This window comes from Nocardia sp. CA-107356 (assembly GCF_050946365.1).
Classification (GTDB): domain Bacteria; phylum Actinomycetota; class Actinomycetes; order Mycobacteriales; family Mycobacteriaceae; genus Nocardia.
Genome location: NZ_CP191992.1, coordinates 1,647,591 through 1,671,286 on the forward strand (window position 1 = coordinate 1,647,591; position 23,696 = coordinate 1,671,286).

Sequence of the window (23,696 nt, forward strand, 5' to 3'; positions counted from 1 at the left end):
GGGTGAATTGTGGTCGAACATTTCTCTTTGTGGCTGAATTCGAGACGGACGTGCTCGTCCTCGGCGGCGGTCCCGCCGGGGCTTGGGCCGCCGTCTCGGCCGCCACCGCGGGCGCTCGGGTGGTACTCGTCGACAAGTCCCGTTGCGGGGCCAGCGGACCCACCGCGTGCGGGACGACATCGCTGTGGAATATCCCGCCGGGACCCGCCAGGGACGATGCGGTGCGGCGCGCCTACGCGCACGGCGGCGGGATCGCCGAACCGGAGTGGATGCTGCGCGTGCTCGACGAGACGCATCGGCGGGTCGAACAGTTGGTGCAGTGGGGTTATCGGTTTCCGGGGGAGGGCACTGGCCACGACGCCAGCGGGACGTCGTTGCGCGTAGTTATGGACGGCGGGAGTTATCTGCGCCGGATGCGCCGCAGCCTGCTCGACGCGGGGGTGCGCATTCTCGATTTCCATCCCGCGCTGCAACTGCTCGTCGATCGCGACGGTGTGGTCGCCGGGGCGGTCGGCGTGCAGCAGCACAACGGTTTCCGCTCGTGGACCATCCGGGCCGGGGCAGTTGTCGTCGCCACCGGTGGCTGCGCGTTCCTCTCCGGAGGCGCTGGCACCGATGTCGACACCGGCGACGGACTGCTGCTGGCCGCCGAGGTGGGCGCGGAGTTGTCCGGTATGGAATTCTCCAGCGCCTACGCCCTTGCACCGGTTCTGCCGTCACCTCGCGACGAGGCGTTCGCACCCGGGCTGGCACTGCATTTCGCGACGCTCTACGACGAATCGGGCGCGGAGATCACCGGTCATCGTTCCACGGCGTTCACCGCGATCGCCGATGGCCGCCGGATCTACGCCGCCTTGGATGATGTGCCGTACCCGGTGCGGCGCTGGCTCTCCCGACAGGGCTTGGTCGATCGCACCCGCCGGGTGCCGCTGCGCGCGGTGCTCGAGGGCACGGTGCGCGGTACCGGCGGGCTGCGGATCGCGGGGGCGGATTGCGCGACCACGGTGGCCGGACTCTACGGCGCGGGCGATGTCACGACGCGTGAGCCGATCACCGGCGCGGTCAGCGGCTTCGGCGGTCAGGGCGGAGCCTGGGCCATCGCCTCGGGGGTATGGGCCGGTAAGGGCGCGGCGCGGTTCGCCCGCGGACGCGGCCTGACCGGACCGGTGCGCGAGGTGGCGGGTGCCGGACTGAATCCGGTGGCCCGGATCGATCCGCGCGCGGTGGTCGGGCTGGTGCAGGAGCACACGTTGCCGCTGCGGCGCAGCTACTGGCGCAGCGCGGGGAGTCTGCACGACAGCATCGCCGAACTCGACGGCATGTGGCCGGGCGCCGAATTCGATCTCGGCGGATTCGGCGCGGATCGGCTGCGAGCCAGGCAGGCGGCGGCGCTGCTGGCCGTGGCGCGCTGGACCAAATACAGTGCGCTCGCGCGCGCCGAGACCCGCGGTATGCACCGGCGCACAGATCATCCCGGCGCCGCGGCCGATGGGCGGGTGCGGTTGACCTCCGGCGGGCTCGACACGGTGTGGGTACGGTCGGACACGCTCGAACCCGCGCCACGACTCGCCGCCGCAGTGCCCGAACCAGCGGCCGGACCGGACCTCACCGCGGCCGATCCGCTCCCGTTGTGACAGCTCACCGGATACCGCAACCGAAGTGCGAGTTTCTGCTTACCCCCTGGTAATTCCCACGACCTACCCTCGAAAGATGAGGCTCGACCGGGACACGACACGCCGGTTTGGCAATGCGTCGTCCCGGCTGGCAGAATGTTGCGGATTCCCGCCCACGCCACCGCCGGGTCCGGGAACAACGGCGATCTCCGCCTCGCGACGCACCGTCGCGACGCGAGGATGCCCTGCGCTAGCGACTGCTTGCAGGTCGCTCGAAACGAGCTGCATGTTCTGTACGGACACACCCGTCCGACTCTCGCTCTGCGGATCAGTGCCGCGCCACGTTTCGGTATTGGACCGTCGGTTTTTCGACGCCTTCGGCCCGACTCGAAACGTCCCGGTCAGCGCACTCGATGAGCGTATGAATCAGCTAATACCCATTACCCGGCGGTAACCCGTCCCCCGGTTGTCCGACCCGAGCAGGAGTGAAATCGTGTCACCTGTGACTGACGCACCGAATGCCACTGCAAGCCTTTCCGAAATCACGCACGACGAGATTTTCGCGGGACATCTCGGTGGCAAGCTATCGGTCGAACTCACCGCACCGCTGGAGACCCAGCGCGACCTTTCCATCGCCTACACCCCGGGCGTGGCGAAGGTCAGCCTGGCCATCGCGGAGGATGAGGCACTGTGCAAGCGCTACACCTGGACCGACCGTCTGGTGGTCGTGGTGAGCGATGGCACCGCGGTACTCGGTCTCGGTGATATCGGCCCGCGTGGCTCGCTGCCGGTGATGGAGGGCAAGGCGGCGCTGTTCAAGAAGTTCGCCGGACTGAACTCGATCCCGATCGTGCTCGACACCAAGGATGTCGATGAGATCGTGGAGACCGTCATCCGGCTGCGCCCGAGCTTCGGCGCGGTGAACCTGGAGGACATCTCGGCGCCGCGCTGCTTCGAGATCGAGCAGCGGCTCATCGAGGCCCTCGACTGCCCGGTCATGCACGACGACCAGCACGGCACCGCCATCGTGGTGCTCGCCGCCCTCAACGGTGCGGCCAAGGTGCAGGGTCGTGCCATCGACGACATGAAGGTCGTGGTGTCCGGTGCCGGTGCCGCCGGCGTGGCGTGCACGAATATCCTGCTTGCCGCGGGTGTCAAGGATGTGACCGTGCTCGATTCGAAGGGCATCGTCAGCCGGGATCGCGGCGATCTCAACGAGGTGAAGTCCGAACTGGCGCAGCGCACCAACCCGCGCGGGCTGACCGGTGGTGCGGCCGAGGCGCTGGCCGGGTCCGATGTGTTCCTCGGACTTTCCGCGGGCACCATCGCCGAGGAACTGATCGCCTCGATGGCGCCGGAGTCGATCGTGTTCGCCATGTCGAACCCGAATCCGGAGATCCACCCGGATGTCGCGCACAAGTACGCCGCGATCGTGGCCACCGGGCGCAGCGACTTCCCGAACCAGATCAACAATGTGCTGGCCTTCCCCGGCGTCTTCAAGGGTGCGCTGGACGCGGGCGCTCGCCGGATCACCGAGGGCATGAAGATCGCCGCCGCGGACGCCATCCTCAGCGTGGTCGCCGACGAGATCGGCCCCGACAAGATCGTGCCGAGCCCGCTGGACCCGCGCGTCGCCCCGGCCGTCGCCGAGGCCGTCGCCGCCGCCGCGCGCGCAGAGGGTGTTGCATAGCCCGACCTCGAAAAACGGGGCCGTCCACATCGTGGACGGCCCCGTATTTCGTTGTGGGTCAGTGCGGTACGGACACGGCCGAGACGAATTCGGCGACTTCGCGGTCGGTGAGGTTCTTGGCGATATCCGATTCGCAGATCATGCCCACCAGGCGCTTATTGGTATCGACCACCGGGAGCCGCTTGATCTGGTCCCGCTCCATCAGGTCGAGCACCTCGCGGACGTCGGCGTCGGCGGAGACCCAACGCGGCGTGCCCTCTGCCAGATCACCGGCCCGGATCTTGCTCGGATCATGGCCCATTGCAATACATTTCACAACGATGTCGCGATCGGTCAGCATGCCGACCAGCCGATCATTGTTACCGATCGGCAGGCCGCCGACATCCAGCCTGCGCATCATCTGCGCGGCCCGGTCCAGCGTCTCGTCGGCGGGAATCCATTCCGCACTGGCGTGCATGATGTCGCGAGCCTTCAAAGAGCGGCTATTCACAGCAAACCTCCTGGTCTCGGGTGAATGAACCATGGGGTGACGACTCCTGCGATCTCGTCACATAGTGACTCTGATCACAGTACTCGTCAACGCAATGTTGCTGCGTACTCGAACGTCATCGCCGATCGGATCCAGGACGAATGGGCGACCCATGTGGGTGCCCAGCGCATGCGGCAATTGCGTGACACGTCGACCCGGCTGCGTGAGATCACCGACCCCTACACCTGATCGCGGTCGCGTTCACTGCGAGGTTTGCAGGATGGCCGCTGGTGTGACGATCGCCCTGTTCGTGCGGCGCAGGCGGCCGGTGCCGGGGGCGCTGGCCCAGACCGTGCAGGCGAGCAGGCCGTCCATCAGCATGGCGAGCGCAGCGACCAGGAGGGCGCCGACCAGGACGCGATCGTAGCGGTAGACCGCGATGCCGTCGAAGATATAGCGGCCGAGGCCACCCAGGTTGACGAAGGCGGCGATGGTCGCGGTGGCGATGACCTGGAGGGTGGCGCCGCGCAGACCGGTGAGCAGGATCGGCAGCGCGTTGGGGACTTCGACGCGGAACAGGATCTGGCGTTCGGTCATGCCCATGGCCCGTGAGGCGTCGACGACATCGGCCGCGACATTGGCGATTCCGGCGTACGCACCGGCCAGCAGCGGGGGAATACCGACCGTGACCAGCGCGAGTAGCGGCGGGATCAGCCCGAGGCCGAGCAGTAGGACGAGGAAGGTGAGCAGGCCGAGGGTCGGCAGCGCGCGCATGGCATTGGCGAATCCGACGAGTACCGCGGAACCGCGGCGGGTGTGCCCGATGACCAGACCGAGCGGGACCGCGACCGCCGCGGAGAAGACGATGGTCAGGAAGCTGTACCAGAGGTGCTCGCCGATGCGGTGTTCGATTCCCGCCGGGCCGTTCCAGTTCGCGCCGTTGGTGAGGTAGTGCCAGGCGTCGATGAAAAGGTTCATGCGGCAGCGCCTTTCGCCTTCGCGGTCCTGGCGTCCGCGCGCGCCCACGGGGTCGACCAGCGGCCGAGAGCGTAGACGAGCCGGTCGAAGATCAGGGCCAGCGCGAGCGTCACGATGATGCCGGCGATGATCTCGTCCGGATAGTCGCGCTGATAGCCCTGGGTGAAGAGTTTGCCGAGCCCGCCGACGCCGATCAGCGCACCGACCGAAACCATGGCGATATTGGTGACCACCACCACCCGCAGACTGGATACGAAAACCGGTATGGCCAAAGGCATGTCGACGGTCACCGTGCGGCGCAGCGAATTGAAGCCGACGGCGTCGGCGGCGTCGATGACGGTGGGCGACACCGAATCCAGCGCCGTCGGCACCGCGATCACCAGCAGTGCGGTCGAGTACACGGTGAGTGCGATGATCACATTCAGCGGATCGATGGTCGAGATTCCGGCCAGCGGCGGAATGATCACGAACAGCGCCAGCGACGGAATGGTGTAGGACAGGCTGGCCACCGTCACCGTGATCCGCCGCAGCCAGGACACGCGGCGCACCAACGCGCCCACCGGAATCGCGATGATCAGGCCGAGCGCGAGCGGTACCAACGCGAGATACAGGTGGGTCCTGGTGAAACCCATGATCTCGGCGAAGTTGTCGATCAGATACTTCATGCGTTCTCGGTTTCGAAGAAGTGCCGATTGCGCTCGTCGTCCTCCAGCGTGCGCTGCCCGGAGAGCTGCTCGAGTACCTCGGGTGCCCGGATGCCGCCGCGCGCGGCCCCCGAATCATCCACGGCGACACCGATTCCCGATGGCGATGAAATCGCCGCGTCCAAGGCCTGACGGAGGTCGCCGTCCGGCGGGAACAGTGATCCACCCGCCGCGATGCTGTCCTGCAACGCCCGGCCCGCCCGAATCCCCTCGACGCCGGTGACATCGATCCAACCGCGCGGCACGCCGGAATCGGTGACCACCAGCACCCATTCGCCGCGTTCCAGCCGCAGCTCGGCGAGTTCGGGTTCGGTCGCGGTGTGAATCTCATGCAGTACCAGGCTATCCGCGCTGCGGAACGACAGCGCGCGATAGCCGCGGTCGCGTCCGACGAATCCGGCGACGAAATCGGTTGCGGGCGCGGCGAGTACGCGTTGCGGTTGGTCGTACTGCTGCAGAATGCCGCCGGGGCCGAAGACCGCGATCCGGTCGCCGAGCTTGACCGCCTCATCGATATCGTGGGTGACGAAGACGATGGTCTTGTGCAATTCCGCCTGCAGGCGCAGCATTTCGGCCTGCAACTCCTCGCGCACCACCGGATCGACCGCGCTGAACGGTTCGTCCATCAGCAGCACAGGCGGGTCGGCGGCCAGTGCCCTGGCCACCCCGACTCGCTGCTGCTGTCCGCCGGAGAGCTGGGCCGGATACCGGTTGGCCAGCGAGCGGTCCAATCCGACCCGGTCCAGCACCTCGAGTGCGGCCGCGCGGGCCGCGCGGCGCCGAACCCCTTGCAGCACCGGCACGGTCGCGACATTGTCGACGACGGTGCGGTGTGGGAGGAGTCCGGCGCTCTGGATCACGTAGCCGATGCCGAGCCGCAACGTGACCGGATTCACCGTCGAAATATCCGCGCCGCCAACGGTGATGGTGCCCGAACTGGGCGTGATCATCCGGTTGATCATCCGCATCGAGGTGGTCTTGCCGCAGCCCGACGGTCCGACGAAGACGGTGAACGAGCCGGATTCGATGCGCAGATCGAGTGCGGAGACGGCGTGCGTGCCATCCGGATAGGTCTTGCTGATACGGCTGAATTCGATATCGGACACGCTGGCTCCTACTTGGTCGGCGTGTTCAGCCCCTGGGCGGTGACCCATTGCTGTGCCGCGGCCTTGGGTTCGGTCTTGCTGCTCCCGGAGACGGCCTCGTTGAGCTTGATCAGCTCGTCGGTGGTGAGTTTCGCGGAGACGGCATTGAGCGCGGCGATCGCCTTATCGGTCTTCTTGGCGGTGTTGAACAGCGGCACCACATTCTGGGCCGGGAAGTTGTGCTTGGGATCCTCCAGCACCACCAGGTTGTTCTGCACGATCGCGGGGGAGGTGGTGAAGATATCGGCCGCGGTCACGGTGCCGTCCACCAGTGCACGCACCGTCGCAGGGCCGCCGCCGTCGGCGATCGGCACGAAGTTGTTCGCGGCGATATCGAGGTTGTAGTTCTTCTTCAGACCGGGCAGACCGCCTGCGCGCTCCTGGAATTCGGCGGGCGCGCCGAATTTCACCTCGGCCGAATGTGCCGCCAGATCGGCGATGCTGTGCAGGTTCCAGCGCTCCGCGGTGGCCTTCGTCACCACGACCGCGTCGGAGTCCTGACCGGGTGCTGGGGTACCCACGGCGAGATCGGAGCCGACCGCCTTGGCGAGCGCGGTATCGACGTCGGCGGAGCTGGTCGCGGTCGCATTCTTGTCCAGGTACTGCAGCAGGTTGCCGTTGTACTCCGGGATCACCGAGATCGCGCACTGGCGCAGTGCAGGGATATAGGCCTCGCGGCTGCCGATATTGAGCTTGGTGTCGACCTTGAATCCGTTGACGCGCAACACTTCCGCGTAGATATTCGCGACCGTCTCGGATTCCGGGAAGTTCGCCGAGCCGACGGTCAGCCCATCGCCGTCACAATTGCCCTTGGCCGCAAGCGGATCGGAGTTACCGCAGGCGGACAGGATCATGGCGGCGGCCAGTGCCGCGGCGGCGATGAGGACGCGGGCGGCGCGCAGCGTCAGCCGCAGCGCGAATCGCCCGTGCCTCTCGGCATCGGGGGTGATCGTGGATTTCACTGGAGTCCTTCCGGCATGGACGGGCGGTGCGAGGAGCCGTGTACGCACGGCCACCCGGTACATTCTGGTGGTTCATACTGCCCGCTGCATGGTGTTCCTGTTCGCTACGGAGAGTTGGTGTCGCCGGATGGTATTGGCCGCGTCGAGGCGGATGCTGGCATGGCTGTTGGTCGTTACGGCCGTCGGGCTGGCCGTTTCCTGTGGAAACGACAATCCGGGACCGACGATAGCGGTCGGCGCGGGCGATTCGATGGAATCAAATCTCCTTGCGCAAATCTATGCCGGGGCGCTCGCGCGGACCGGTGCGCGCACCACGGTGGCCGCCGATCTCGGTAGCCGCGCGGACTATCTGGCCGCGTTGGACGCGGGCACCGTGACGCTCGTCGGTGAACACAGTGGCGAACTGCTCACGTTTCTGAACGCCGGGGCGCAGGCCCGCAAGCCCGAGGTAACCACCGATGCGGTGGACAAGTCGGCGCCCGTGCGGCTGTCGGTGACCGAGGAGCTGAACCGGTCGCTGCCGGAGGGGCTTGCGGTGTCCGATCCTGCCGACGGCACCGATATGCGAGCCCGGGTGCTGCTGACCGAAGCCGCGGCGACCCGCGATAACGTGCGTTCGATCGACGCGCTCGCGCCGCGGTGTGGTGCGATGGAGGCCGGGGTGGCGCCGGTACCGGATGTGCTGCGGGCGGCGGGACCGGTGCGGATCGCCGGTTGCGATTTCGCCGGGGCCAGGCCCTATCCCGATGCGACGGCCCTGCGAATAGCGCTGCTGGACGGCGAGATCCAGGCCGGAATCCTGACCGGACCGCCGGCCTTGGTCCCCGGCGCGACCAATGGGCTGACAATCCTCGCCGATGGGGACTATGCGGTACGCGCCGAGAATGTGCTGGCGGTCTACCGCAAGGGCCTGCTCGACGATCGGCAGATCCGGAAGCTGAACTACGTCGCGGGTGAGCTCACGACCGATGCGTTGGCGGAAATGATCCGCAAGGTGCGCGATGGTGTCGATGCCGCGGAGATGGCCCGCATCTGGTTGGACGACCACGCGCTCTAGGCGGCCTTCCGTCGGAAACCCTTGTCACGACCCGAGCGGTGCACGCTCGGGTCGTTTGCTATGTCGCCGATCACATTTCGGTTCGATGGCGCGGTCTTGTGGTCCGACTGATCCACGCCGTATATTCCACGTGGAGTATTTGATGTGGAGTATGTCGGCGGCCACGGCTAGCGTGCATGCTCTCGGGAATCGATATGCGGGAGGTGACCGAAATGGGGCAGCACGCGCGCCCAGCGGTGACGCCATTGGCGATCGCCGTGCTCGCGCTGCTCGACGAGCGGCCCATGCATCCCTACGAGGCGTTTCAGCTACTGATCGCCCGTCGTGAGGACATGCTGGTGAAGGTGCGGCCGGGCTCGCTTTATCACACGGTGGCGCGGTTGGCCGATCAAGGATTGGTGCGCGCCGAGGGGGTCGACCGGGAAGGGAATCGGCCGGAGCGCACCACCTACCGGATCACCGAAAGTGGCCGGGAGACATTGCGTTCCAGAGTTGCCGAAATCCTGCGCAATCCCGCGCGGGAGTATCCGGTGTTCCCCGTCGCGCTCGCAGAGGCCCACAATCTGCCGGCGCAGGAAGTGCTCATGTTGTTGCGGGAGCGTGTGCAGAGGTTGGGGCACGACCTCGCGGACGTGGAGATGATGAGTCAGTGGGCGGGTTTGCATGCCGTGCCGCGTCGTTACTGGATCGTGCTCCCGTACTTGCACAGCACCATCGCGGCCGAGGTCGCGTGGGTCAATAATCTGATCTCCGAACTGGACAGCGGCGAGATGGAGTGGGACGAGTTCGATCCCGCTACCGGTGTTCGGATCACCGAGCACCAGCACGCCTGGTCGGAGAGCGAACATCCCGAACCACCCCCGGTGCCGCGCAGCCGGACCGAGACCAGCGCGTCACCGCCCTGATGCGTTCCGGCGTGCGCGAGGCCAACCGCCGCACACAAAGCCGATCGACCTGTCCTGCGCATCGGGAACAGATATCCGAGATAGGAACCACATTCATGACCACCCAACGCAATCCGTGGCTAGCGCTGTTCGCGCTGGTCGTCGGCTTCTTTATGATCCTGTTGGATATGACGATCGTCGCGGTCGCCAATCCGGCGATCATGACTGACCTGAAGGCCGACATCTCCCAGGTGATCTGGGTGACCAGTGCCTACCTGCTGACCTACGCGGTGCCGCTGCTGATGACCGGCAGGCTCGGCGACCGTTACGGGCCCAAGAACCTGTATCTGATCGGCCTGGCCGTTTTCACCGCGGCCTCGCTGTGGTGTGGTCTGTCCGGATCGATCACCATGTTGATCGCCGCGCGGGCCGTGCAGGGACTCGGCGCCGCGTTGATGACGCCGCAGACCATGGCGGTCATCACCAGGACCTTCCCGCCGGATAAGCGCGGTGCGGCCATGGGGCTGTGGGGTGGTGTGGCCGGTCTCGCCACGCTGGTCGGCCCGATCCTCGGCGGTGTGCTGGTCGACGGGCTCGGCTGGGAGTGGATCTTCATCGTCAACGTTCCGGTCGGCATCGTCGCTTTCGCGCTGGCAGTCTGGCTGGTGCCGTCGCTGCCCACCAATGAGCACAAGTTCGACGTCCCGGGTGTCGTGCTCAGCGGTATCGGCTTGTTCCTGCTGGTATTCGGCATCCAGGAGGGCAATACCTACGACTGGTCGCTGCGCATCTGGCTGATGATCGGCGCGGGTCTGGCTGTGCTGGCGGTGTTCTTGGTGAACCAGTCGCGTAATACCGGCGAGCCACTGCTGCCACTGGGGCTTTTCCGTGACCGCAACTTCGCACTGTCGAATGTGGGCATCGCGGCAATGGGTGCGGCGGTCACCTCGATGATGGTGCCCTCGTACTTCTACCTACAGGCCGTGCGGGAGATGTCGCCGACCCGGTCGGCGCTGGTGTTCGCGCCGATGGCGATCGTCACCGGCATCTTCGCGCCGGTCATCGGCAAGTTCGCCGATAGGTTGCAACCGCGCATCGTGCCGACCATCGGGTTCATCGGATTCTCGGCCTCGATCTTCTGGTTCGCGGGCGTGATGACGCCGCATTCTTCGATCGTGTGGTTCCTGCTCTCGGCCGCGCTGGCCGGTTTCGCCAACGCCTGCATCTGGGCGCCGCTGGCCTCCACCGCCACCCACAACCTGCCGATCCAGCAGGCCGGTGCCGGCGCTGGTATCTACAACACCACCCGCCAGGTGGGTTCGGTACTCGGCAGTGCCGCGATCAGCGCCCTGGTCGCGGGCCGCATGACCGCCAATGGCCTCGGCGGCGGCAAGATCTCCGAAGGCGGTGCGGGACAGGGCCCGATCCCGGAGTTCGTCAAGGACGCCTTCAGCACCGCGCTGAGCCAATCCATCCTGCTCCCCGCGGGCATCCTCCTGATCGGTGTCATCGCCTCGGCTCTGTTCGTCCGGCACGGGCAATCCGCCGCGCCCGGCCCGAAGACCGACCTGGCCAAGGCCGACAGCGTCGCGGCCTGAGTTTGTCCAGCTCGTACCCCGCGACCGTCTCGCTCGCGGGGTACGAGGCATTCAACGCACTTGTTCCGCCATCGGGAAGCTTTTTCCAAATCTCCACCGTGATCGGTTCCGGCGGCAGGTTCTCGTCCCGAGCCCAATCGAAGACGGCGGACATGGCGCGCTGCTCAGGACGGCTACGGATATCAGCGCGATCCGATCCGCGCAGGCGACTTCGACCAGGGAGCGCGTCTGAATGGTTGTGTGTATCGGCGCTCAGCCAACTTGGACCGTGGTCGAGGGATATCCGGTTGCGCCGTCGGGCACTACCGGGGCGCGGGCTTCGGTTTGGGTTTCGCCGGTGCCGTCGGTGGCTCTGGCGCGGATGGTGTGGGGGCCGGGGGTGGCGTTCCAGTCGTAGACCCATTGGCGCCAGGTGTCGATGGATTGTTCGGTGGATAGGCGGGCGGGTTGCCATGGAGCGTCGTCGATTTGGACTTCGACGGTTCGGATGCCGCGGTGCTGGGCCCAGGCCACGCCTGCGATGGCAATGCTGCCCGGTTGCAGTTTGGCGCGGGAGCGGGGGGTGTCGATGCGGGTGCCGGTTTTGATGGGGCCGTAGGCGGACCAGCCGCGGCGGGTCCAGTAGGCGGTTGCGCGGTCGAAGCGGGTGATTTCCAGTTCGGTGACCCATTTGGTGGCCGAGACGTATCCGTAGAGGCCGGGGACGACCAGGCGGGCCGGGTAGCCGTGCGCGACCGGGAGGGGTTCGCCGTTCATACCGACGGCAAGCAGCGCATCGCGGCCGTCGGTGAGTACGGCCAGCGGGCTGCCCGCGGTGAAGCCGTCGATGCTGTGCGACAGGACCATATCGGCGTCCGAATGCGGTCCGGCCTCGGCGAGCAGTTCGTCCAGGCGGTAGCCGCGCCAGCGCGCGTTGCCGATCAGGTCGCCGCCGACCGGATTCGATACACAGGCCAGGGTCACCAATGTCTCGACCGGCATGCGCTTGGCGAGATCGCCCCAGCTGATCTGGATTTCGCGATCCACCATCCCGTGAATCCGCAATGACCAGTCGTCAATGGATACCTGCGGCACGATGAGCGCGGTATCGATCCGGTAGAAGTCGCTATTGGAAGTCAGATACGGGGTGAGCCCCGGCAGCTTCAGATCCGCGTCGGGTGCGAGCGATACCGCGGGCCCACTCGGCTCCGGCAACTGAATCGCCGCCCGCTCACCGGAAACATCCCGCCGCTGCGCCCCGATCAGCCGCCCACCCACCCCGCCGAGCAATGCCAACCCACCCGTAATGACAATGCCCCGCAACACCTGTCGCCGCTGTGGCAGTGCCACGGCCGCCGAACTCTGGGCCCCGGTGGGTTCCTGTGCGGCCGCTGCGGCGCCAGCACGGGCCGGGGCGACTGCCGACGCACTCTCATCGGACGAATCGTCTTGATCCGCACCGGTGCTCGGTGCCGCCGATGAAGGCGAGACGTTATCGGCTGCGTGATCATCGGCATCGGTAGCCCGCTGTTCGGCCGCATCGCTGCTCGCCGCGTCGTCACCGGATGTGGCGGCGTCCGATGTGGCGGCAGCTGGCGTCGGCGCGGCGGGCCGTACTGCTTTCCGCGCGGCGGCCGCGTCGTCGATTCGGTCGGTCAGGGCGCGAAGGGCGTAAATGCCTGCGGCCACGCCGATTACAGTGGGCCAGGCGGCGGACATACCGGTGCGGCCGATCGCGATAGCGGCGGTGAGCAGGCCGAGGGCGGCCAGCAGCCAGGAGCCTCGGGGGTGGTCGGTTCGTTCGATCGCGCCGATGAATCCGGCGACGAGTACGGCCACGAGTGCCATGCAGGCGAAGAGCAGGGTTTTATCGTTGGTGCCGAAGGTTTGGATGACCCATTCGCGCAGGCCGTCGGGGGTGTGGTCGATGACGGTCGAGCCGAGGGCGTTGGCGGGTGCGCTGTCGGGGCCGGTGAAGGCGGCGACGAGTTCTGCGACACCGAGTGCCAGACCGGCCGCTACGATGCCTGCCGTCACCCGAAAGCGCAGTTCAGCCATGGTTCGAGCGTACTGCTGGGTTTGGTCCTGGAGTATGACCATTCGGTGACGTGACTGTCAGTCGGCCTTGTGTCGCTGGTAGTAGCGGGCGACGCGGACCCGGTTGCCGCAGCGCTCGGGTGAGCACCAGCGGCGACGCGGGTGGGCGGGCAGGAACAGCAGGACGCAGTCGTCGGCCTCGCAGCGCTTCAGCGTGCCGATCGATGGGTCGGTGAACAGATCGGTGGCGGCTTCGGCCAGTACCGCGGCCAGCTTTTCGGCCGAGGTGCCGTCACGGTGCACGGTTGCGGTGACCGCGTTGCCGTCCCAGGCCAACCTCCGGATCGCGGGCGCATCGGCCTGCGCGGCATTGAGTCCGCGCAGCGCCTCGGCGGGCGGGCGGCGATTGTGCAGTAGTGCGTCGAGCGCGGAACCGATGTGGTCGCGCACCGCGGTGACCGCGGCGAGGTCGGCGGCGGTGGGATGTGCGATGGCCAGCTCCGGAAACCGTGCGGCTTGCAGCGCAAGCCAATTCGCGAGGTGCTCCGGTGTGTCCAGCAGATCGGCGTCGGTCGGCCGGGTGTTGACCAGGTCCAGTGCCAGCGGCTCGCCGACCAGCGGCGCTTCATTCATGTTGCTAATGGTACATCTACCGATTGACACGTTAGTAGATAATCGGCTAGAACTAATGCATTATCACGGATAGAAAGCATGTGAAGCCATGATCGAGCTGCCAGCCATCCAGCATCGCCGCATCGACGTCGACGGTGTCGAGGTCTTCTATCGCGAATCGGTCCCGGCCAGCGCCGACGCCCCGGTGTTGTTGTTGCTGCACGGATTCCCGTCGGCCTCGCACCAGTTCCGCAGGCTGCTCGATGTGCTCGGCGGGCAGTACCGACTGATCGCCCCGGACTATCCGGGCCTCGGAAACACCACCGCACCAGCCGATTTCGACTACTCCTTCGACCGATTGGCCGATGTGATCGAGGGTTTCGTCGAACGGCTCGAGCTGCGCGAGTTCGCGATGTACGTCTTCGACTTCGGCGCTCCGATCGGCTTGCGCCTCGCGCTGCGCCATCCCGAATGGATCAACGGCCTCATCGTGCAGAACGGCAACGCCTACGAGGCGGGACTCTCGGATCTCGCTCGTGACTTCACCGCATTGCGGCCCGAGCAGGAGGGGGCCGAGGACACCATCCGCGGCCTACTCACGCTGGAAGGTACCCGCGGTCAGTACGAGCAGGGCGTCGCCGACCCGACCGTGCTCACCCCCGAATCCTGGAACCTCGACCAGTACTTCCTCGACCTCCCGGGCCGTAAGGAGGCTCAGGTAGCCCTCGCCTTCGACTACAAGTCGAATGTCGCCGCCTACCCCGAATGGCAGCAGTGGCTGCGCAAGTACACCCCGCCCGCCCTCATCGTCTGGGGCGCGAACGACCCCTTCTTCCCCGAGCCCGGCGCGCACGCCTACCTCGCCGATCTCCCCGCCGCCGAGTTGCACGTATTCGATACCGGCCACTTCGCCCTGGAGACACACCTGGCCGAGATCGCGCCGTTGATCGCCGACTTCCTCGACCGCCTCCCGACCGTGCACGGCTGAATGACGGAAAAGCAAAGGCGCCGCCCGCAATTCACGGACGGCGCCTTCGGCATTCGGCGTCAGCCGTAGATCTTCTCCACTTCGGACGCGTACTGCTTCATCACCACGGCCCGCTTCAGCGACATCTTCGGCGTCAGCTCGCCGGTCTCCTGGGTCCAGTCGACGGGCAGGATGCGGATCTTCTTGATCGCCTCGGCATGTGAGACCTTCTTATTGGTCTCGGCGACCGCGGCATTGATCTCCGCGACCAGCGCCGGGTTTTCGATCACCTGCTCGATCGGGGTGTCGACCGGCAGGTTGTTGCGTTCCTTCCAGCCGGGCAACGCCTCCGGATCGAGGGTGATCAGTGCGCCGACGAACGGCTGTCCGTCGCCGACCACCATGACCTGGCTGATCAGCGGGTGCGCGCGCAGGGAATCCTCCATCAGGCCGGGGGAGACGTTCTTGCCGCCCGCGGTGACGATGATTTCCTTCTTGCGGCCGGTGATGGTGACGTACCCGTCGCCGTCGATGGCGCCCAGGTCACCGGTCTTGAACCAGCCGTCGGTGAAGGCCTCCTCGGTGGCATCGGCATTGCCCCAGTAGCCGTTGAACACCACCGACCCGCGCAGCAGCAGTTCGCCATCCTCGGCGATCTTCACCGCGTGGCCCTCGATCGGCTTGCCGACGGTGCCGACCCGGATACTGCCGGGGGTGTTCACGGTGATGGCCGCGGTGGTCTCGGTGAGTCCGTAACCCTCGTAGATGGTGACGCCGACGCCGCGGAAGAAGTGGCCGAGGCGGGCACCGAGTGGTCCGCCGCCGGAGACCGCGGCCTCGCACTGGCCGCCGAGCGCGACCCGCAGTTTGCTGTAGACGAGCTTGTCGAACAGGGTGTGCTTGAGCTTTAGCACCAGGCCGGGCCCGCCGTTGTCGATGGCCTCGCTGTAGGCGATCGCGGTCTCGGCCGCGGCGTCGAAGATCTTGCCCTTGCCGCCGTCGTGCGCCTTCTGCTTGGCGCTGTTGAAGACCTTCTCGAAGACGCGCGGGACCGCGAGGATGAAGTGCGGGCGGTAGCTGCCGAACTGTTCGACCAGGGTGGACCAGTCGGAGGTGAACGCGACGATCACCTTGGCGTCGAAGGCGGCCAGCGTGACGGCACGTGCGAAGACGTGCGCCAGCGGCAGGAACATCAGCGTCTTCTTGCCTTCGGCGACGTACTTCTTCAGGGCGAGCCGGTCGGATTGCGACTCCGCGTACAGGTTCGAGTGCGAGAGCATGACGCCCTTGGGGCGGCCGGTGGTGCCCGAGGTGTAGATCAGGGTGGCCGGGGACTTGGCATTGACCTCGGCGCGGCGTGCGTGCACGGCCGCGTCGTCGAGATCGGCGCCGCGCGCGATCAACTCGTCGATCGCGCCCTTGTCGATCTGCAGGGTCTCCTTCAGATCCGGCAGCGCGCCCGCCTCGATCTCGTCGATGACCTTGCGGTGCTTAGCGCTGTCGACCACGAGCAGCTTGGTCGCGGAGTCCTGCAGGATCCACTTGGCCTGTTCGGCGGCAGAGCTGTCGTAGATCGCGACGGTGCAGCCACCGGCGGCCCAGATGGCGAAGTCGAGCAGCACCCATTCGTAGCGGGTCGGGGCCATGATGGCGACGCGGTCGCCGAGTTCGAGGCCAGCGGCGATGAGGCCCTTGGCCACATCGGTGACCGTCTTCGCGAATTCCGCCGCCTTGATTTCCCGCCAGCCGCTGCCGTCCGTCACGTTGAACAGCACCGCGCCGGGCGACTGCTCGGCGTGCCGGAAGACGTTGTCGGAATTATTCGCGTCTTCCGGGATGGTGTAGGAAGCCGGGACTTCGAACTCTCGCATCAGTGCCCTTCCACGTGGGTTTACTCGCCAGTAATTTACGACACCTGTGACCGGGACGTCACTCCGGCCACCGGAAAACCGTTCCGGTTCGAAATCGACGGGCCGGTCGGGGGCCGGTCGGACCCGGTGGGACGGAGTCGGTCTTGCGTTTCGTGCGTTGGAACGAGCGCAGGTGAGCCACTATCTATCCTAGGTCGCGCAGGGCGACCGGCTGGACGGCTTCCCGCAGGAAATCGGCCAGTTCGGTCAGTGCAGCGGCGGCCGCTTCGACGAGTGCGGCTTGCAGCTGCGCGACGTGCCATAGCCCCTTGCTCTCGGTGAACCGAGTGTGCACGCCCGCCATTCGCAGCGCGGCCACGAACTCCACGCATTGCCCATGTAACAGTTCGCTGACATCGACCTGAACGTACGTCGGCGGCAATCCGGCCAGTGACCCGTGCAGCGGCGCATAGCCGGTGTCCGTGCCGTCGCCGTCGCCGAGATATGCCGCGGCACAGGCGCGTGACCACGGCCGGTTGATCACCAGATCGCGCGACTTCTCGGGGACCCGATTCGGATCGACCCACGGTGCGATCAGGCCGAGCGCGGCCGGGGTGTATCCGTGCTCGGCGATCAGCCGCTGAGCGGTGGCCAGCGATAGTCCGCCGCCCGCCGAATCACCCGATAACGCAATCTGTTCGGGCTGGTAGCCGATATTGCCGACCAACTCGAGGAAAGCCGCTTCGGCGTCGTCGAGTCCGGCCGGGAACGGGTGTTCCGGTGCCAGCCGGTAGTCGAGAACATAGACGGCGCAACCGGTTTCGTGAGCCAACCGGGCGGCCAGCGAGCGGTGGGTGCCGGGCGATCCGACCGCGTAGCCGCCGCCGTGCAGGTAGAGCACGGCTCCGCTGGCGAGATTCGGCTTCTCCGAGCCCGCGGTGATCCTTTCCGCGGGTCTGCCGCCGAGTCGGAGCCGGTGCACGGCGGTGTCCGAGGGGAGGAACTGCGCGCGCGAACCGATATCGAGCAGCAGGCGCTGCATATGCCAGGGCAGCCGCGCGTTGAGCGTGACCCGGAAGATTGGATTCAGCAGCGTCCGCGCGATGGGTAGCGGAATGTTGATGTCACGCATGGGTTTTCCTCGATTCCCGGCGCCCGCGTCCGGACGCCGGGGCAGCAGGGTTCAGGGTAGGAAGGGGCGGTTCACCGCGGCGGCGATGCGCTGGTAGCCGGAGGCGGTGACCCGGACGAACAGATCGAGCACCTTGGCCTCCCAGCCGATCAGCACTCGGCCGTGTCCCTTGCGAACGCCCTCGGTAATGGTCTGCGCGGCCATCTCCGGCGTGTGAATGGCCAACTTCTTGTCGAACATCGATGCGGCGCTCGCGCCGTCGATGCCATCGGCGTAGGTGGCGTTGCGGGCGACGGCGGTCTTGATACCGCCGGGATGCACACAGGTCACCTTGACCGGATGTTTGCCGACCAGCATCTCCTGACGCAGCGATTCAGTGAAACCGCGCACCGCGAACTTGGCGGCGTTATATGCACTCTGGCCGGGGACCGCGATGAGGCCGAACAGGCTGGAGACGTTGACGACATGGCCGTCGCCCGATTCGATCAGCAGCGGTAGGAACGCCTTGGTGCCATTGACGACGCCCCAGAAGTCGACGTCCATGATGCGCTCGATGTCCTTGAACTCCGAGCGGATGACCTCACCGTGGTAGGCGATGCCCGCATTGTTGTAGATCTGGTGCACCTTGCCGAAGTGCGCCTTGACGGCGTCGGCGTACAGCAGAACCGCTTCGCGCTCGGTCACGTTCAGCCGATCGGACTTGATCTCGGCCCCGTACGCCTCGCAGCGGCGCACGGTCTCGGCCAGGCCGTCGGTGTCGATATCGGAGAGCGCGAGCTTGGCGCCGCGCTTCGCCAGGTTCTCCGCCAGGGCGCGGCCGATGCCGGAACCCGCACCGGTGATCACACAAACCTTGTCCTTGAAGTAGGCGTCATTGCGCCCACCCGTCGCCCGGCCGCCACCCCTCATCGAATCGCTACGCGATGCTGCATTCACTGTGCTGCCACCACTTTCAGATTTTCCAGGGAAGTTTCGACGGTCGTCGTTTCGTAGGCGGTGACGTCGAAATTCTTGGTCAGCCTACGGAATTCGAAGGTGAAGTCCGGCCACAATGTGGTGTTGTTGCCGTGCTTGTCCAGGTACCAGCTGGCACAGCCGCCGGTGCTCCACACGCTCTTCACCAGCTTGCTCTGTAGGCCTTTGTTGTAGGCGTCCTGCACATCGCGTTTGACTTCGACGGTGCGCAGGCCGAGGCGATCGACGGTGGCCAGTGCGTCGGCAATGTAGTTGATCTGCGATTCGATCATATACACCATCGAGGTGTGGCCGAGGCCTACATTCGGGCCGAGCAGGAAGAACATATTCGGGAAGTTGGCGATCGCCGACCCCTTGTAGCCCTGCTGGCCGATCTCGTCGAAGACCTCGGCCAGCGTGCGGCCGTCTTTACCGGTGATGGTGTTGTAGGTCGGTGAATCGGTGACGTGGAAGCCGGTCGCGACAATGAGGGCGTCGATTTCGCGTTCGGCGCCGTCCTTGGTGACGATGGAGTTCGCGCGCACCGCTTTGATGGCGTCGGTCACGACGTCGACATTCGGGCGGCTCAGCGCCGGGTAGTAGTCGTTGGAGATCAGCATGCGCTTGCAGCCGATCCGGAAGTTCGGGGTGACCTTCTCGCGCAGCTCCGGATCGCGGACCTCCCACTGCAGCTTGGCCTTGGCGATCAGTTCGAAAGCCTGCATCAGCGCGGGGACCTTGGCGAGGCCGACGACCTGGGTCTCGCGGGCCGCGTAGATGGCCGCACGGGACAGGCGCTGGAAGCCGGGGATGTGCCGGAACGCGAGGCGCTCGGGCAGCGTGTATGGGCGGTCCATGCGGGGAAGGAGCCAGGGGGCGGTGCGCTGGTAGACGTCCAGATGGGCGACATCCCGTGCGATGGACGGCACGATCTGAATGGCGGATGCGCCGGTGCCGATGATCGCGACGCGCTTACCCGTGAGGTCGGCGTCGTGGTTCCAACGGGCCGAGTGGAAGATTTCGCCCTCGAAACCGTTGATGCCCTTGATATCCGGCAGTGCGGGCTCACAGAGCGCACCGACCGCGGACACCACGGTGTTCGCGGTGAAACTGCCCTGAGTGGATTCGATATGCCACAGGTTGGTCGCATCGTTCCAGCGGGCGGCGGTCACATCGCAGTTGAACAGATGCCTGTCGAGCACGTTGTACTTGTGCGCGACGCCCTGGATGTACTGCTGGATCTCGCCCTGCTTGGAGAACGAGCGCGACCAGTTCGGGTTCAGTGCGAACGAGTACGAGTACAGATGTGAAGGCACATCGCAGGCCGCGCCCGGATATGTGTTGTCACGCCAGGTACCGCCGACATCGCTGCCGCGCTCCAGTACGAGGTAATCGGTGCGGCCCTGCTGACTCAGCCGGATCGCCAGGCCCAGACCGGCGAAACCGCTGCCGATGATGATGGTCTCGACGTGGCGGGCTGGCCGGTTGCCGACAGCTTTGTCTGTAACCTTGCGACTCATATAAGCGAGACTACGGTCTTATTGAGCGTGAGTCAACAGTATTGACTCTTGTTCAGTAAGATGACCTTGTGAGTAGCAAAGGTACCGGTGAAACGGTGAAGCGAACCCGGCTCAGCCCGGACGAACGCCGGTTGCAGCTGATCACCCTGGGCGCCAAGATGCTCGGTGACCGCGCCATCGAGGACATCTCGATCACCGAGATCGCCGAAGAGGCCGGGATCTCACGCGGCCTGCTCTTCCATTACTTCCCGACCAAGCAGGACTTCCAGCTGGCGATCGTCCGCCACGCCAACGCCGAACTGCTCGAGCGCGTCGCGCCCGACCGCTCGCTCGGTGTCTCCGAGATGCTGCGCGATTCGATCGAGCGGTACATCGAGTACGTCAGCGAGAACCGCAACTCCTATGTGTCGCTGCTGCGTGGCCCGGCCAGCGTCACTCCGGAACTGGTTCCCCTGGTGGACCAGACCCGTGACGCCATCATCGGCATCATCCTCACCGAGGTGCCCGTGCCGATCGATGCGGCCGAACGTCCGCGCCTGACCCTCGCCATGCGCGGCTGGATCGCGTTCGTAGAGGAGGCCACGTTGACGTGGCTTCGCAACGAAACCATCACCCGCGATCAGTTGGTCGATCTGCTGGTCGAATCGCTACTGGCACTCGCACTGTCGCTCAATCCCGCGCTCGGCGCCGCGCTGCGTGGGTGACCTGCGGAAACCGTCGACGAATCCGCAATTTCGATACGCCTTCTGGTAGCCGCACTTACCCGATCGCACCTGTGTAGGCGGCGTATCGGCGGGTGTCGTGATGAGCAGGCGGCGGATAGGCTGACCTATGGGCCTATCGCGTCGGCAGCTGTTGAGGGCGGGTACCACTGGGGCGGTTGCGGTGCTGGTGGGGGCGTCGGCAGCGAGTAGTGGGCGGTTTCGGGCGCCGCGGTGGTTGGGAGATCCGTTCACATTGGGGGTGGCTTCGGGGGATCCACTGCCGGATGGGGTGGTGTTGTGGACGCGGCTTGCGCCGGATCCGTTCGCACCGGACGGGCTCGGGGGTATGGCTCGCCATCCGGTGACCGTGGACTACGAAGTCGCGCATGACGAACAGTTTCGGCAGGTGGTGACGCGGGGGACAGCGGTTGCGACCCGCGAGCTCGCGCATTCCGTACACCCCGAAGTGCGCGGGCTGGAGCCGAATCGCTGGTATTTCTACCGATTTCGCGCGGGGTCGGCGATTTCTCCGATCGGCCGAACCCGCACTGCTCCCTCGCCCGGGCAACCCACCGCGCGCATGCGTTTCGCATTCGCGTCCTGCCAATCCTGGACGTCCGGCTACTACACCGCCTATGAACATATGAGCGCCGAAGACCTCGATCTGGTTGTGCACCTTGGTGATTACATTTACGAGCGGGGCTGGACGCGCGGTCGAGTCGGCATGTCGGTGGAGCCGCAATTCCAGGCCGAAGCCGTCGATCTACCCGGCTACCGGCTGCGCTACGCCCAGGCCAAGGCCGAGCGGCCGTTGCGCGCCGCCCATGCCGCCTTCCCCTGGCTCGTCACCTTCGACGATCATGAGGTCGACAACAACTGGGCGGGAGATTCACCCGGGCTTGGGTTGGATATCTACCGCATTCCCAAGCTTTTTCGCGACCGCCGCGCCGCCGCCTTCCAAGCGCTGTACGAACACCAACCGTTGCGCATCGCGGCCCTGCCCTCCGGCCCCACCATGCATATCCACCGCCGCTACGCCTTCGGCGACCTCGCCGAAATCACCATGCTCGACACCCGCCAATACCGCACTGCGCAGGCCTGCGGCGATGGCGGCCTGGTCGTGGACTGCCCCGACCGCTTCGCCTCGGACCGCACTATTCTCGGTGCGCAACAACGAGATTGGCTGATCGATGGCTTCACCAACTCCGCTGCCCGCTGGCAGATCCTCGGCAACCAGGTCTCCATGGCCCAATCCGACTACGACCTCGGCCCCGGCGTCGCGACCGGCACCGACTCCTGGGACGGCTACGTATCCGACCGTAATGCCATCCTCGGCGCCGCCGCCGACCGCGACGTCCACAACCTGGTGGTGATCACCGGCGACCGCCATCAGAACCACGCCGCCAACCTCCGCTCCGACTACTCGAACCCCGATGCTCCGGTCGTAGCCTCCGAATTCATCGGAACCTCCATCACCACTGGCGGCAACGGAACCGATATGACCCCAACCGGTCGCACCCTTCTCGCTGCCAACCCCGACCTCAAATTTTTCAACTCCCAACGCGGCTACTCCCGAGTCGAACTCGATCATGGGCTGTGGCGTAACGACTTTCGCGTGGTCCCCTACATCCACCGCCCCGGCGCCCCCATTTCGACCCGTGCCGCTTTCATCGTGGAGAACCGGGTCCCCGGTGTCACCGAGGTATCGCGCTCCGACAGCCGGGCCGGTCAATATTCTGGAGCGGAAACCGCGGGTTCGCCGCCGCGCTAGGGATCGAGCAGTTCCGCAGCCGCGATAGCCGGGTCAACGCGCTGTGGCGGCGCGGGGCGGGTTGGCCAAACCCAAGGCGGAGTTGAGGCGATAGGCGCCGCCGAGCCCATGGAACACCGCCATGGACAGCGCCCCGGCGAAGGCGCCGCCGATACCGGCAAGAGCATGGGCGGGCAGATCGGCCCAGTAACCGATCACCACCGCGAGGGCGAGCCCCAATGTCCCCGCCACGGCATTGCGCAGCGAGTCATTACCCCACACGTTCGGAAACTGTTCGCCGACCATGCCTTTGACGAAGTGCGGGACAGCATTGGCGCCCATCACACCGGCGAGCGCGGACAGCAGGATCGTATGCCACATATCGGTCACCTATTTTCAGTCAACAATCGTAGACTGAATGGTAGCGACTCATCTGCGTTCGGTCAACAGCCGTAGACTGAATACATGAGTGCCCATCCCACCCGCCGTGCCGAACAACGCGACCGCACGCAATCCCGGATCCTGGAGGCGGCGCGGCGGCTGTTCGCGGAGGTCGGCTATGACCGGGCCACCATCCGCGCGATCGCGGCGGCGGCCGACACCGACCCGGGGCTGGTGATGCGCTACTTCGGATCCAAAGACAATTTGTTCGCCCAGGTCGCGCAATTCGACCGGGACGAACTGATCACCGGGACGCCGCCGCAGGCGGCCGAACAGCTACTGGCCGCACTCGAGCAGAAACTCGCCGAGCAGCCCACCGATGCACTGACCGCGATCCGCTCTATGCTCACCCACCCCGACGCTGCCGCGGAAGTCCGCTCCGCCATGGTCGCCCGCCAACAGCAGGCCGCCCAACACTTGGCCGACGACGACGCCCACCTGCGCGCTGGCCTCATCGGAGCCCTCACTATCGGCACCGTTATCGGCCGACATCTACTGGAACTGGACGCTCTGCGCGATGCCCCGCCGGACCGGATCGCCGCCCTGCTCCGTCGCGCTATCCACGACATCGCCCACGGCACACCGGAACCCGAGCCCCGCGCACCGAACCTTTAACCACCGCAATCGCCGACGCCGGGCCGAATTCGCCT

At 66.1% G+C, this 23,696-nt stretch carries 22 protein-coding genes; 10 read left to right on the forward strand and 12 right to left on the reverse strand.

Going from position 1 to position 23,696, the window contains the following annotated elements; translation table 11 throughout:
• The first annotated feature begins 29 nt into the window (after positions 1-29).
• A complete protein-coding gene (locus ACQP1G_RS07640; protein ID WP_433199997.1) occupies positions 30-1,634 on the forward strand; it encodes an FAD-binding protein in 1,605 nt (534 codons plus the stop codon).
• A gap of 472 nt (positions 1,635-2,106) precedes the next feature.
• Positions 2,107-3,303: an NAD(P)-dependent malic enzyme gene (locus ACQP1G_RS07645; RefSeq protein ID WP_433200000.1), complete on the forward strand. Its 1,197-nt coding sequence runs from the start codon at positions 2,107-2,109 to the stop codon at positions 3,301-3,303.
• A gap of 58 nt (positions 3,304-3,361) precedes the next feature.
• Here ACQP1G_RS07645 and ACQP1G_RS07650 read toward each other — a convergent pair whose 3' ends face one another.
• On the reverse strand, positions 3,362-3,760 hold the full coding sequence (locus tag ACQP1G_RS07650; protein WP_433208267.1) for a CBS domain-containing protein: 399 nt from the start codon (positions 3,758-3,760) through the stop codon (positions 3,362-3,364).
• A 69-nt stretch (positions 3,761-3,829) separates the two neighbouring features.
• Here ACQP1G_RS07650 and ACQP1G_RS07655 point away from each other — a divergent pair, with 69 nt between their 5' ends.
• Positions 3,830-4,021, forward strand: coding sequence for a hypothetical protein (locus ACQP1G_RS07655; RefSeq protein WP_433200003.1), 192 nt, complete (start codon positions 3,830-3,832; stop codon positions 4,019-4,021).
• A 12-nt stretch (positions 4,022-4,033) separates the two neighbouring features.
• Here ACQP1G_RS07655 and ACQP1G_RS07660 read toward each other — a convergent pair whose 3' ends face one another.
• The 4 genes from ACQP1G_RS07660 to ACQP1G_RS07675 are packed head-to-tail and all read right to left on the reverse strand — an operon-like array spanning position 4,034 to position 7,453.
• Positions 4,034-4,750: an ABC transporter permease gene (locus ACQP1G_RS07660; protein WP_433200006.1), complete on the reverse strand. Its 717-nt coding sequence runs from the start codon at positions 4,748-4,750 to the stop codon at positions 4,034-4,036.
• On the reverse strand, positions 4,747-5,415 hold the full coding sequence (locus tag ACQP1G_RS07665; protein ID WP_433200009.1) for an ABC transporter permease: 669 nt from the start codon (positions 5,413-5,415) through the stop codon (positions 4,747-4,749). Before ACQP1G_RS07665 ends, ACQP1G_RS07660 begins: the two co-directional genes overlap by 4 nt.
• A complete protein-coding gene (locus ACQP1G_RS07670) occupies positions 5,412-6,608 on the reverse strand; it encodes an ABC transporter ATP-binding protein (RefSeq protein WP_433200012.1) in 1,197 nt (398 codons plus the stop codon). The genes ACQP1G_RS07665 and ACQP1G_RS07670 overlap by 4 nt, the downstream gene beginning before the upstream one ends.
• Positions 6,569-7,453 (reverse strand): ABC transporter substrate-binding protein, encoded by an 885-nt coding sequence (locus ACQP1G_RS07675; protein WP_433208270.1) that lies wholly within the window; start codon positions 7,451-7,453, stop codon positions 6,569-6,571. The genes ACQP1G_RS07670 and ACQP1G_RS07675 overlap by 40 nt, the downstream gene beginning before the upstream one ends.
• Positions 7,454-7,712: 259 nt before the next feature.
• Between ACQP1G_RS07675 and ACQP1G_RS07680 the strand changes: the two genes are divergently transcribed.
• The 3 genes from ACQP1G_RS07680 to ACQP1G_RS07690 all read left to right on the forward strand — a co-directional run bounded on the left by ACQP1G_RS07680 (position 7,713) and on the right by ACQP1G_RS07690 (position 11,100).
• Positions 7,713-8,618 (forward strand): glycine betaine ABC transporter substrate-binding protein, encoded by a 906-nt coding sequence (locus ACQP1G_RS07680; protein WP_433200015.1) that lies wholly within the window; start codon positions 7,713-7,715, stop codon positions 8,616-8,618.
• Between the two features lie 212 nt (positions 8,619-8,830).
• Positions 8,831-9,523, forward strand: a complete 693-nt coding sequence (locus tag ACQP1G_RS07685; RefSeq protein WP_433200018.1) for a PadR family transcriptional regulator — start codon at positions 8,831-8,833, stop codon at positions 9,521-9,523.
• Positions 9,524-9,618: 95 nt separating this feature from the next.
• Entirely contained in the window at positions 9,619-11,100 is a 1,482-nt protein-coding gene (locus ACQP1G_RS07690; protein ID WP_433200021.1) for a DHA2 family efflux MFS transporter permease subunit, read from the forward strand.
• A gap of 252 nt (positions 11,101-11,352) precedes the next feature.
• On the opposite strand, the gene ACQP1G_RS07695 is transcribed toward ACQP1G_RS07690, so the two are convergent.
• Positions 11,353-13,137, reverse strand: coding sequence for a molybdopterin-dependent oxidoreductase (locus tag ACQP1G_RS07695; protein WP_433200024.1), 1,785 nt, complete (start codon positions 13,135-13,137; stop codon positions 11,353-11,355).
• A 57-nt stretch (positions 13,138-13,194) separates the two neighbouring features.
• The gene (locus tag ACQP1G_RS07700) at positions 13,195-13,749 is read right to left on the reverse strand and encodes a CGNR zinc finger domain-containing protein (protein WP_433200027.1); all 555 of its coding nucleotides are present in this window, start codon (positions 13,747-13,749) and stop codon (positions 13,195-13,197) included.
• An 88-nt stretch (positions 13,750-13,837) separates the two neighbouring features.
• Between ACQP1G_RS07700 and ACQP1G_RS07705 the strand changes: the two genes are divergently transcribed.
• The gene (locus tag ACQP1G_RS07705; RefSeq protein WP_433200030.1) at positions 13,838-14,716 is read left to right on the forward strand and encodes an alpha/beta fold hydrolase; all 879 of its coding nucleotides are present in this window, start codon (positions 13,838-13,840) and stop codon (positions 14,714-14,716) included.
• A gap of 59 nt (positions 14,717-14,775) precedes the next feature.
• Here ACQP1G_RS07705 and ACQP1G_RS07710 read toward each other — a convergent pair whose 3' ends face one another.
• The 4 genes from ACQP1G_RS07710 to ACQP1G_RS07725 form a co-directional block, all read right to left on the reverse strand.
• Positions 14,776-16,566, reverse strand: a complete 1,791-nt coding sequence (locus ACQP1G_RS07710) for an AMP-dependent synthetase/ligase (protein ID WP_433200033.1) — start codon at positions 16,564-16,566, stop codon at positions 14,776-14,778.
• A 184-nt stretch (positions 16,567-16,750) separates the two neighbouring features.
• Positions 16,751-17,677 carry an alpha/beta hydrolase gene (locus ACQP1G_RS07715; RefSeq protein ID WP_433200036.1) on the reverse strand — a complete coding sequence of 309 codons (927 nt, stop codon included), beginning with the start codon at positions 17,675-17,677 and terminating at the stop codon, positions 16,751-16,753.
• Between the two features lie 51 nt (positions 17,678-17,728).
• Positions 17,729-18,586: an SDR family NAD(P)-dependent oxidoreductase gene (locus tag ACQP1G_RS07720; protein ID WP_433208273.1), complete on the reverse strand. Its 858-nt coding sequence runs from the start codon at positions 18,584-18,586 to the stop codon at positions 17,729-17,731.
• 23 nt (positions 18,587-18,609) lie between these two features.
• Complete coding sequence (locus ACQP1G_RS07725) at positions 18,610-20,151, reverse strand: flavin-containing monooxygenase (RefSeq protein ID WP_433200039.1); 1,542 nt, start codon at positions 20,149-20,151, stop codon at positions 18,610-18,612.
• A 68-nt stretch (positions 20,152-20,219) separates the two neighbouring features.
• Between ACQP1G_RS07725 and ACQP1G_RS07730 the strand changes: the two genes are divergently transcribed.
• On the forward strand, positions 20,220-20,855 hold the full coding sequence (locus ACQP1G_RS07730) for a TetR/AcrR family transcriptional regulator (protein WP_433200042.1): 636 nt from the start codon (positions 20,220-20,222) through the stop codon (positions 20,853-20,855).
• 127 nt (positions 20,856-20,982) lie between these two features.
• On the forward strand, positions 20,983-22,626 hold the full coding sequence (locus tag ACQP1G_RS07735) for an alkaline phosphatase D family protein (RefSeq protein WP_433200045.1): 1,644 nt from the start codon (positions 20,983-20,985) through the stop codon (positions 22,624-22,626).
• Positions 22,627-22,659: 33 nt separating this feature from the next.
• Here the strand turns inward: ACQP1G_RS07735 and ACQP1G_RS07740 are convergent, their stop codons facing one another.
• Positions 22,660-22,986, reverse strand: a complete 327-nt coding sequence (locus ACQP1G_RS07740; protein ID WP_433200048.1) for a hypothetical protein — start codon at positions 22,984-22,986, stop codon at positions 22,660-22,662.
• Positions 22,987-23,070: 84 nt separating this feature from the next.
• On the opposite strand from ACQP1G_RS07740, the gene ACQP1G_RS07745 reads away from it, so the two are divergent.
• Entirely contained in the window at positions 23,071-23,661 is a 591-nt protein-coding gene (locus ACQP1G_RS07745; RefSeq protein WP_433200051.1) for a TetR family transcriptional regulator, read from the forward strand.
• Positions 23,662-23,696 lie beyond the last annotated feature (35 nt).

Bases quoted from the DNA above. Each gene is read 5' to 3' on its own strand.
- ACQP1G_RS07745 (WP_433200051.1), top strand. From the start codon at position 23,071: ATGAGTGCCCATCCCACCCGCCGTGCCGAACAACGCGACCGCACGCAA.
- ACQP1G_RS07670 (WP_433200012.1), bottom strand. From the start codon at position 6,608: ATGGGTCACCGCCCAGGGGCTGAACACGCCGACCAAGTAGGAGCCAGC.
- ACQP1G_RS07735 (WP_433200045.1), top strand. From the start codon at position 20,983: ATGGGCCTATCGCGTCGGCAGCTGTTGAGGGCGGGTACCACTGGGGCG.
- ACQP1G_RS07695 (WP_433200024.1), bottom strand. From the start codon at position 13,137: ATGGCTGAACTGCGCTTTCGGGTGACGGCAGGCATCGTAGCGGCCGGT.
- ACQP1G_RS07665 (WP_433200009.1), bottom strand. From the start codon at position 5,415: ATGAAGTATCTGATCGACAACTTCGCCGAGATCATGGGTTTCACCAGG.
- ACQP1G_RS07710 (WP_433200033.1), bottom strand. From the start codon at position 16,566: ATGCGAGAGTTCGAAGTCCCGGCTTCCTACACCATCCCGGAAGACGCG.
- ACQP1G_RS07685 (WP_433200018.1), top strand. From the start codon at position 8,831: ATGGGGCAGCACGCGCGCCCAGCGGTGACGCCATTGGCGATCGCCGTG.
- ACQP1G_RS07725 (WP_433200039.1), bottom strand. From the start codon at position 20,151: ATGAGTCGCAAGGTTACAGACAAAGCTGTCGGCAACCGGCCAGCCCGC.
- ACQP1G_RS07690 (WP_433200021.1), top strand. From the start codon at position 9,619: ATGACCACCCAACGCAATCCGTGGCTAGCGCTGTTCGCGCTGGTCGTC.
- ACQP1G_RS07680 (WP_433200015.1), top strand. From the start codon at position 7,713: ATGCTGGCATGGCTGTTGGTCGTTACGGCCGTCGGGCTGGCCGTTTCC.
- ACQP1G_RS07715 (WP_433200036.1), bottom strand. From the start codon at position 17,677: ATGCGTGACATCAACATTCCGCTACCCATCGCGCGGACGCTGCTGAAT.
- ACQP1G_RS07660 (WP_433200006.1), bottom strand. From the start codon at position 4,750: ATGAACCTTTTCATCGACGCCTGGCACTACCTCACCAACGGCGCGAAC.
- ACQP1G_RS07720 (WP_433208273.1), bottom strand. From the start codon at position 18,586: ATGAGGGGTGGCGGCCGGGCGACGGGTGGGCGCAATGACGCCTACTTC.
- ACQP1G_RS07740 (WP_433200048.1), bottom strand. From the start codon at position 22,986: ATGTGGCATACGATCCTGCTGTCCGCGCTCGCCGGTGTGATGGGCGCC.
- ACQP1G_RS07705 (WP_433200030.1), top strand. From the start codon at position 13,838: ATGATCGAGCTGCCAGCCATCCAGCATCGCCGCATCGACGTCGACGGT.
- ACQP1G_RS07675 (WP_433208270.1), bottom strand. From the start codon at position 7,453: ATGATCCTGTCCGCCTGCGGTAACTCCGATCCGCTTGCGGCCAAGGGC.
- ACQP1G_RS07650 (WP_433208267.1), bottom strand. From the start codon at position 3,760: ATGCACGCCAGTGCGGAATGGATTCCCGCCGACGAGACGCTGGACCGG.
- ACQP1G_RS07700 (WP_433200027.1), bottom strand. From the start codon at position 13,749: ATGAATGAAGCGCCGCTGGTCGGCGAGCCGCTGGCACTGGACCTGGTC.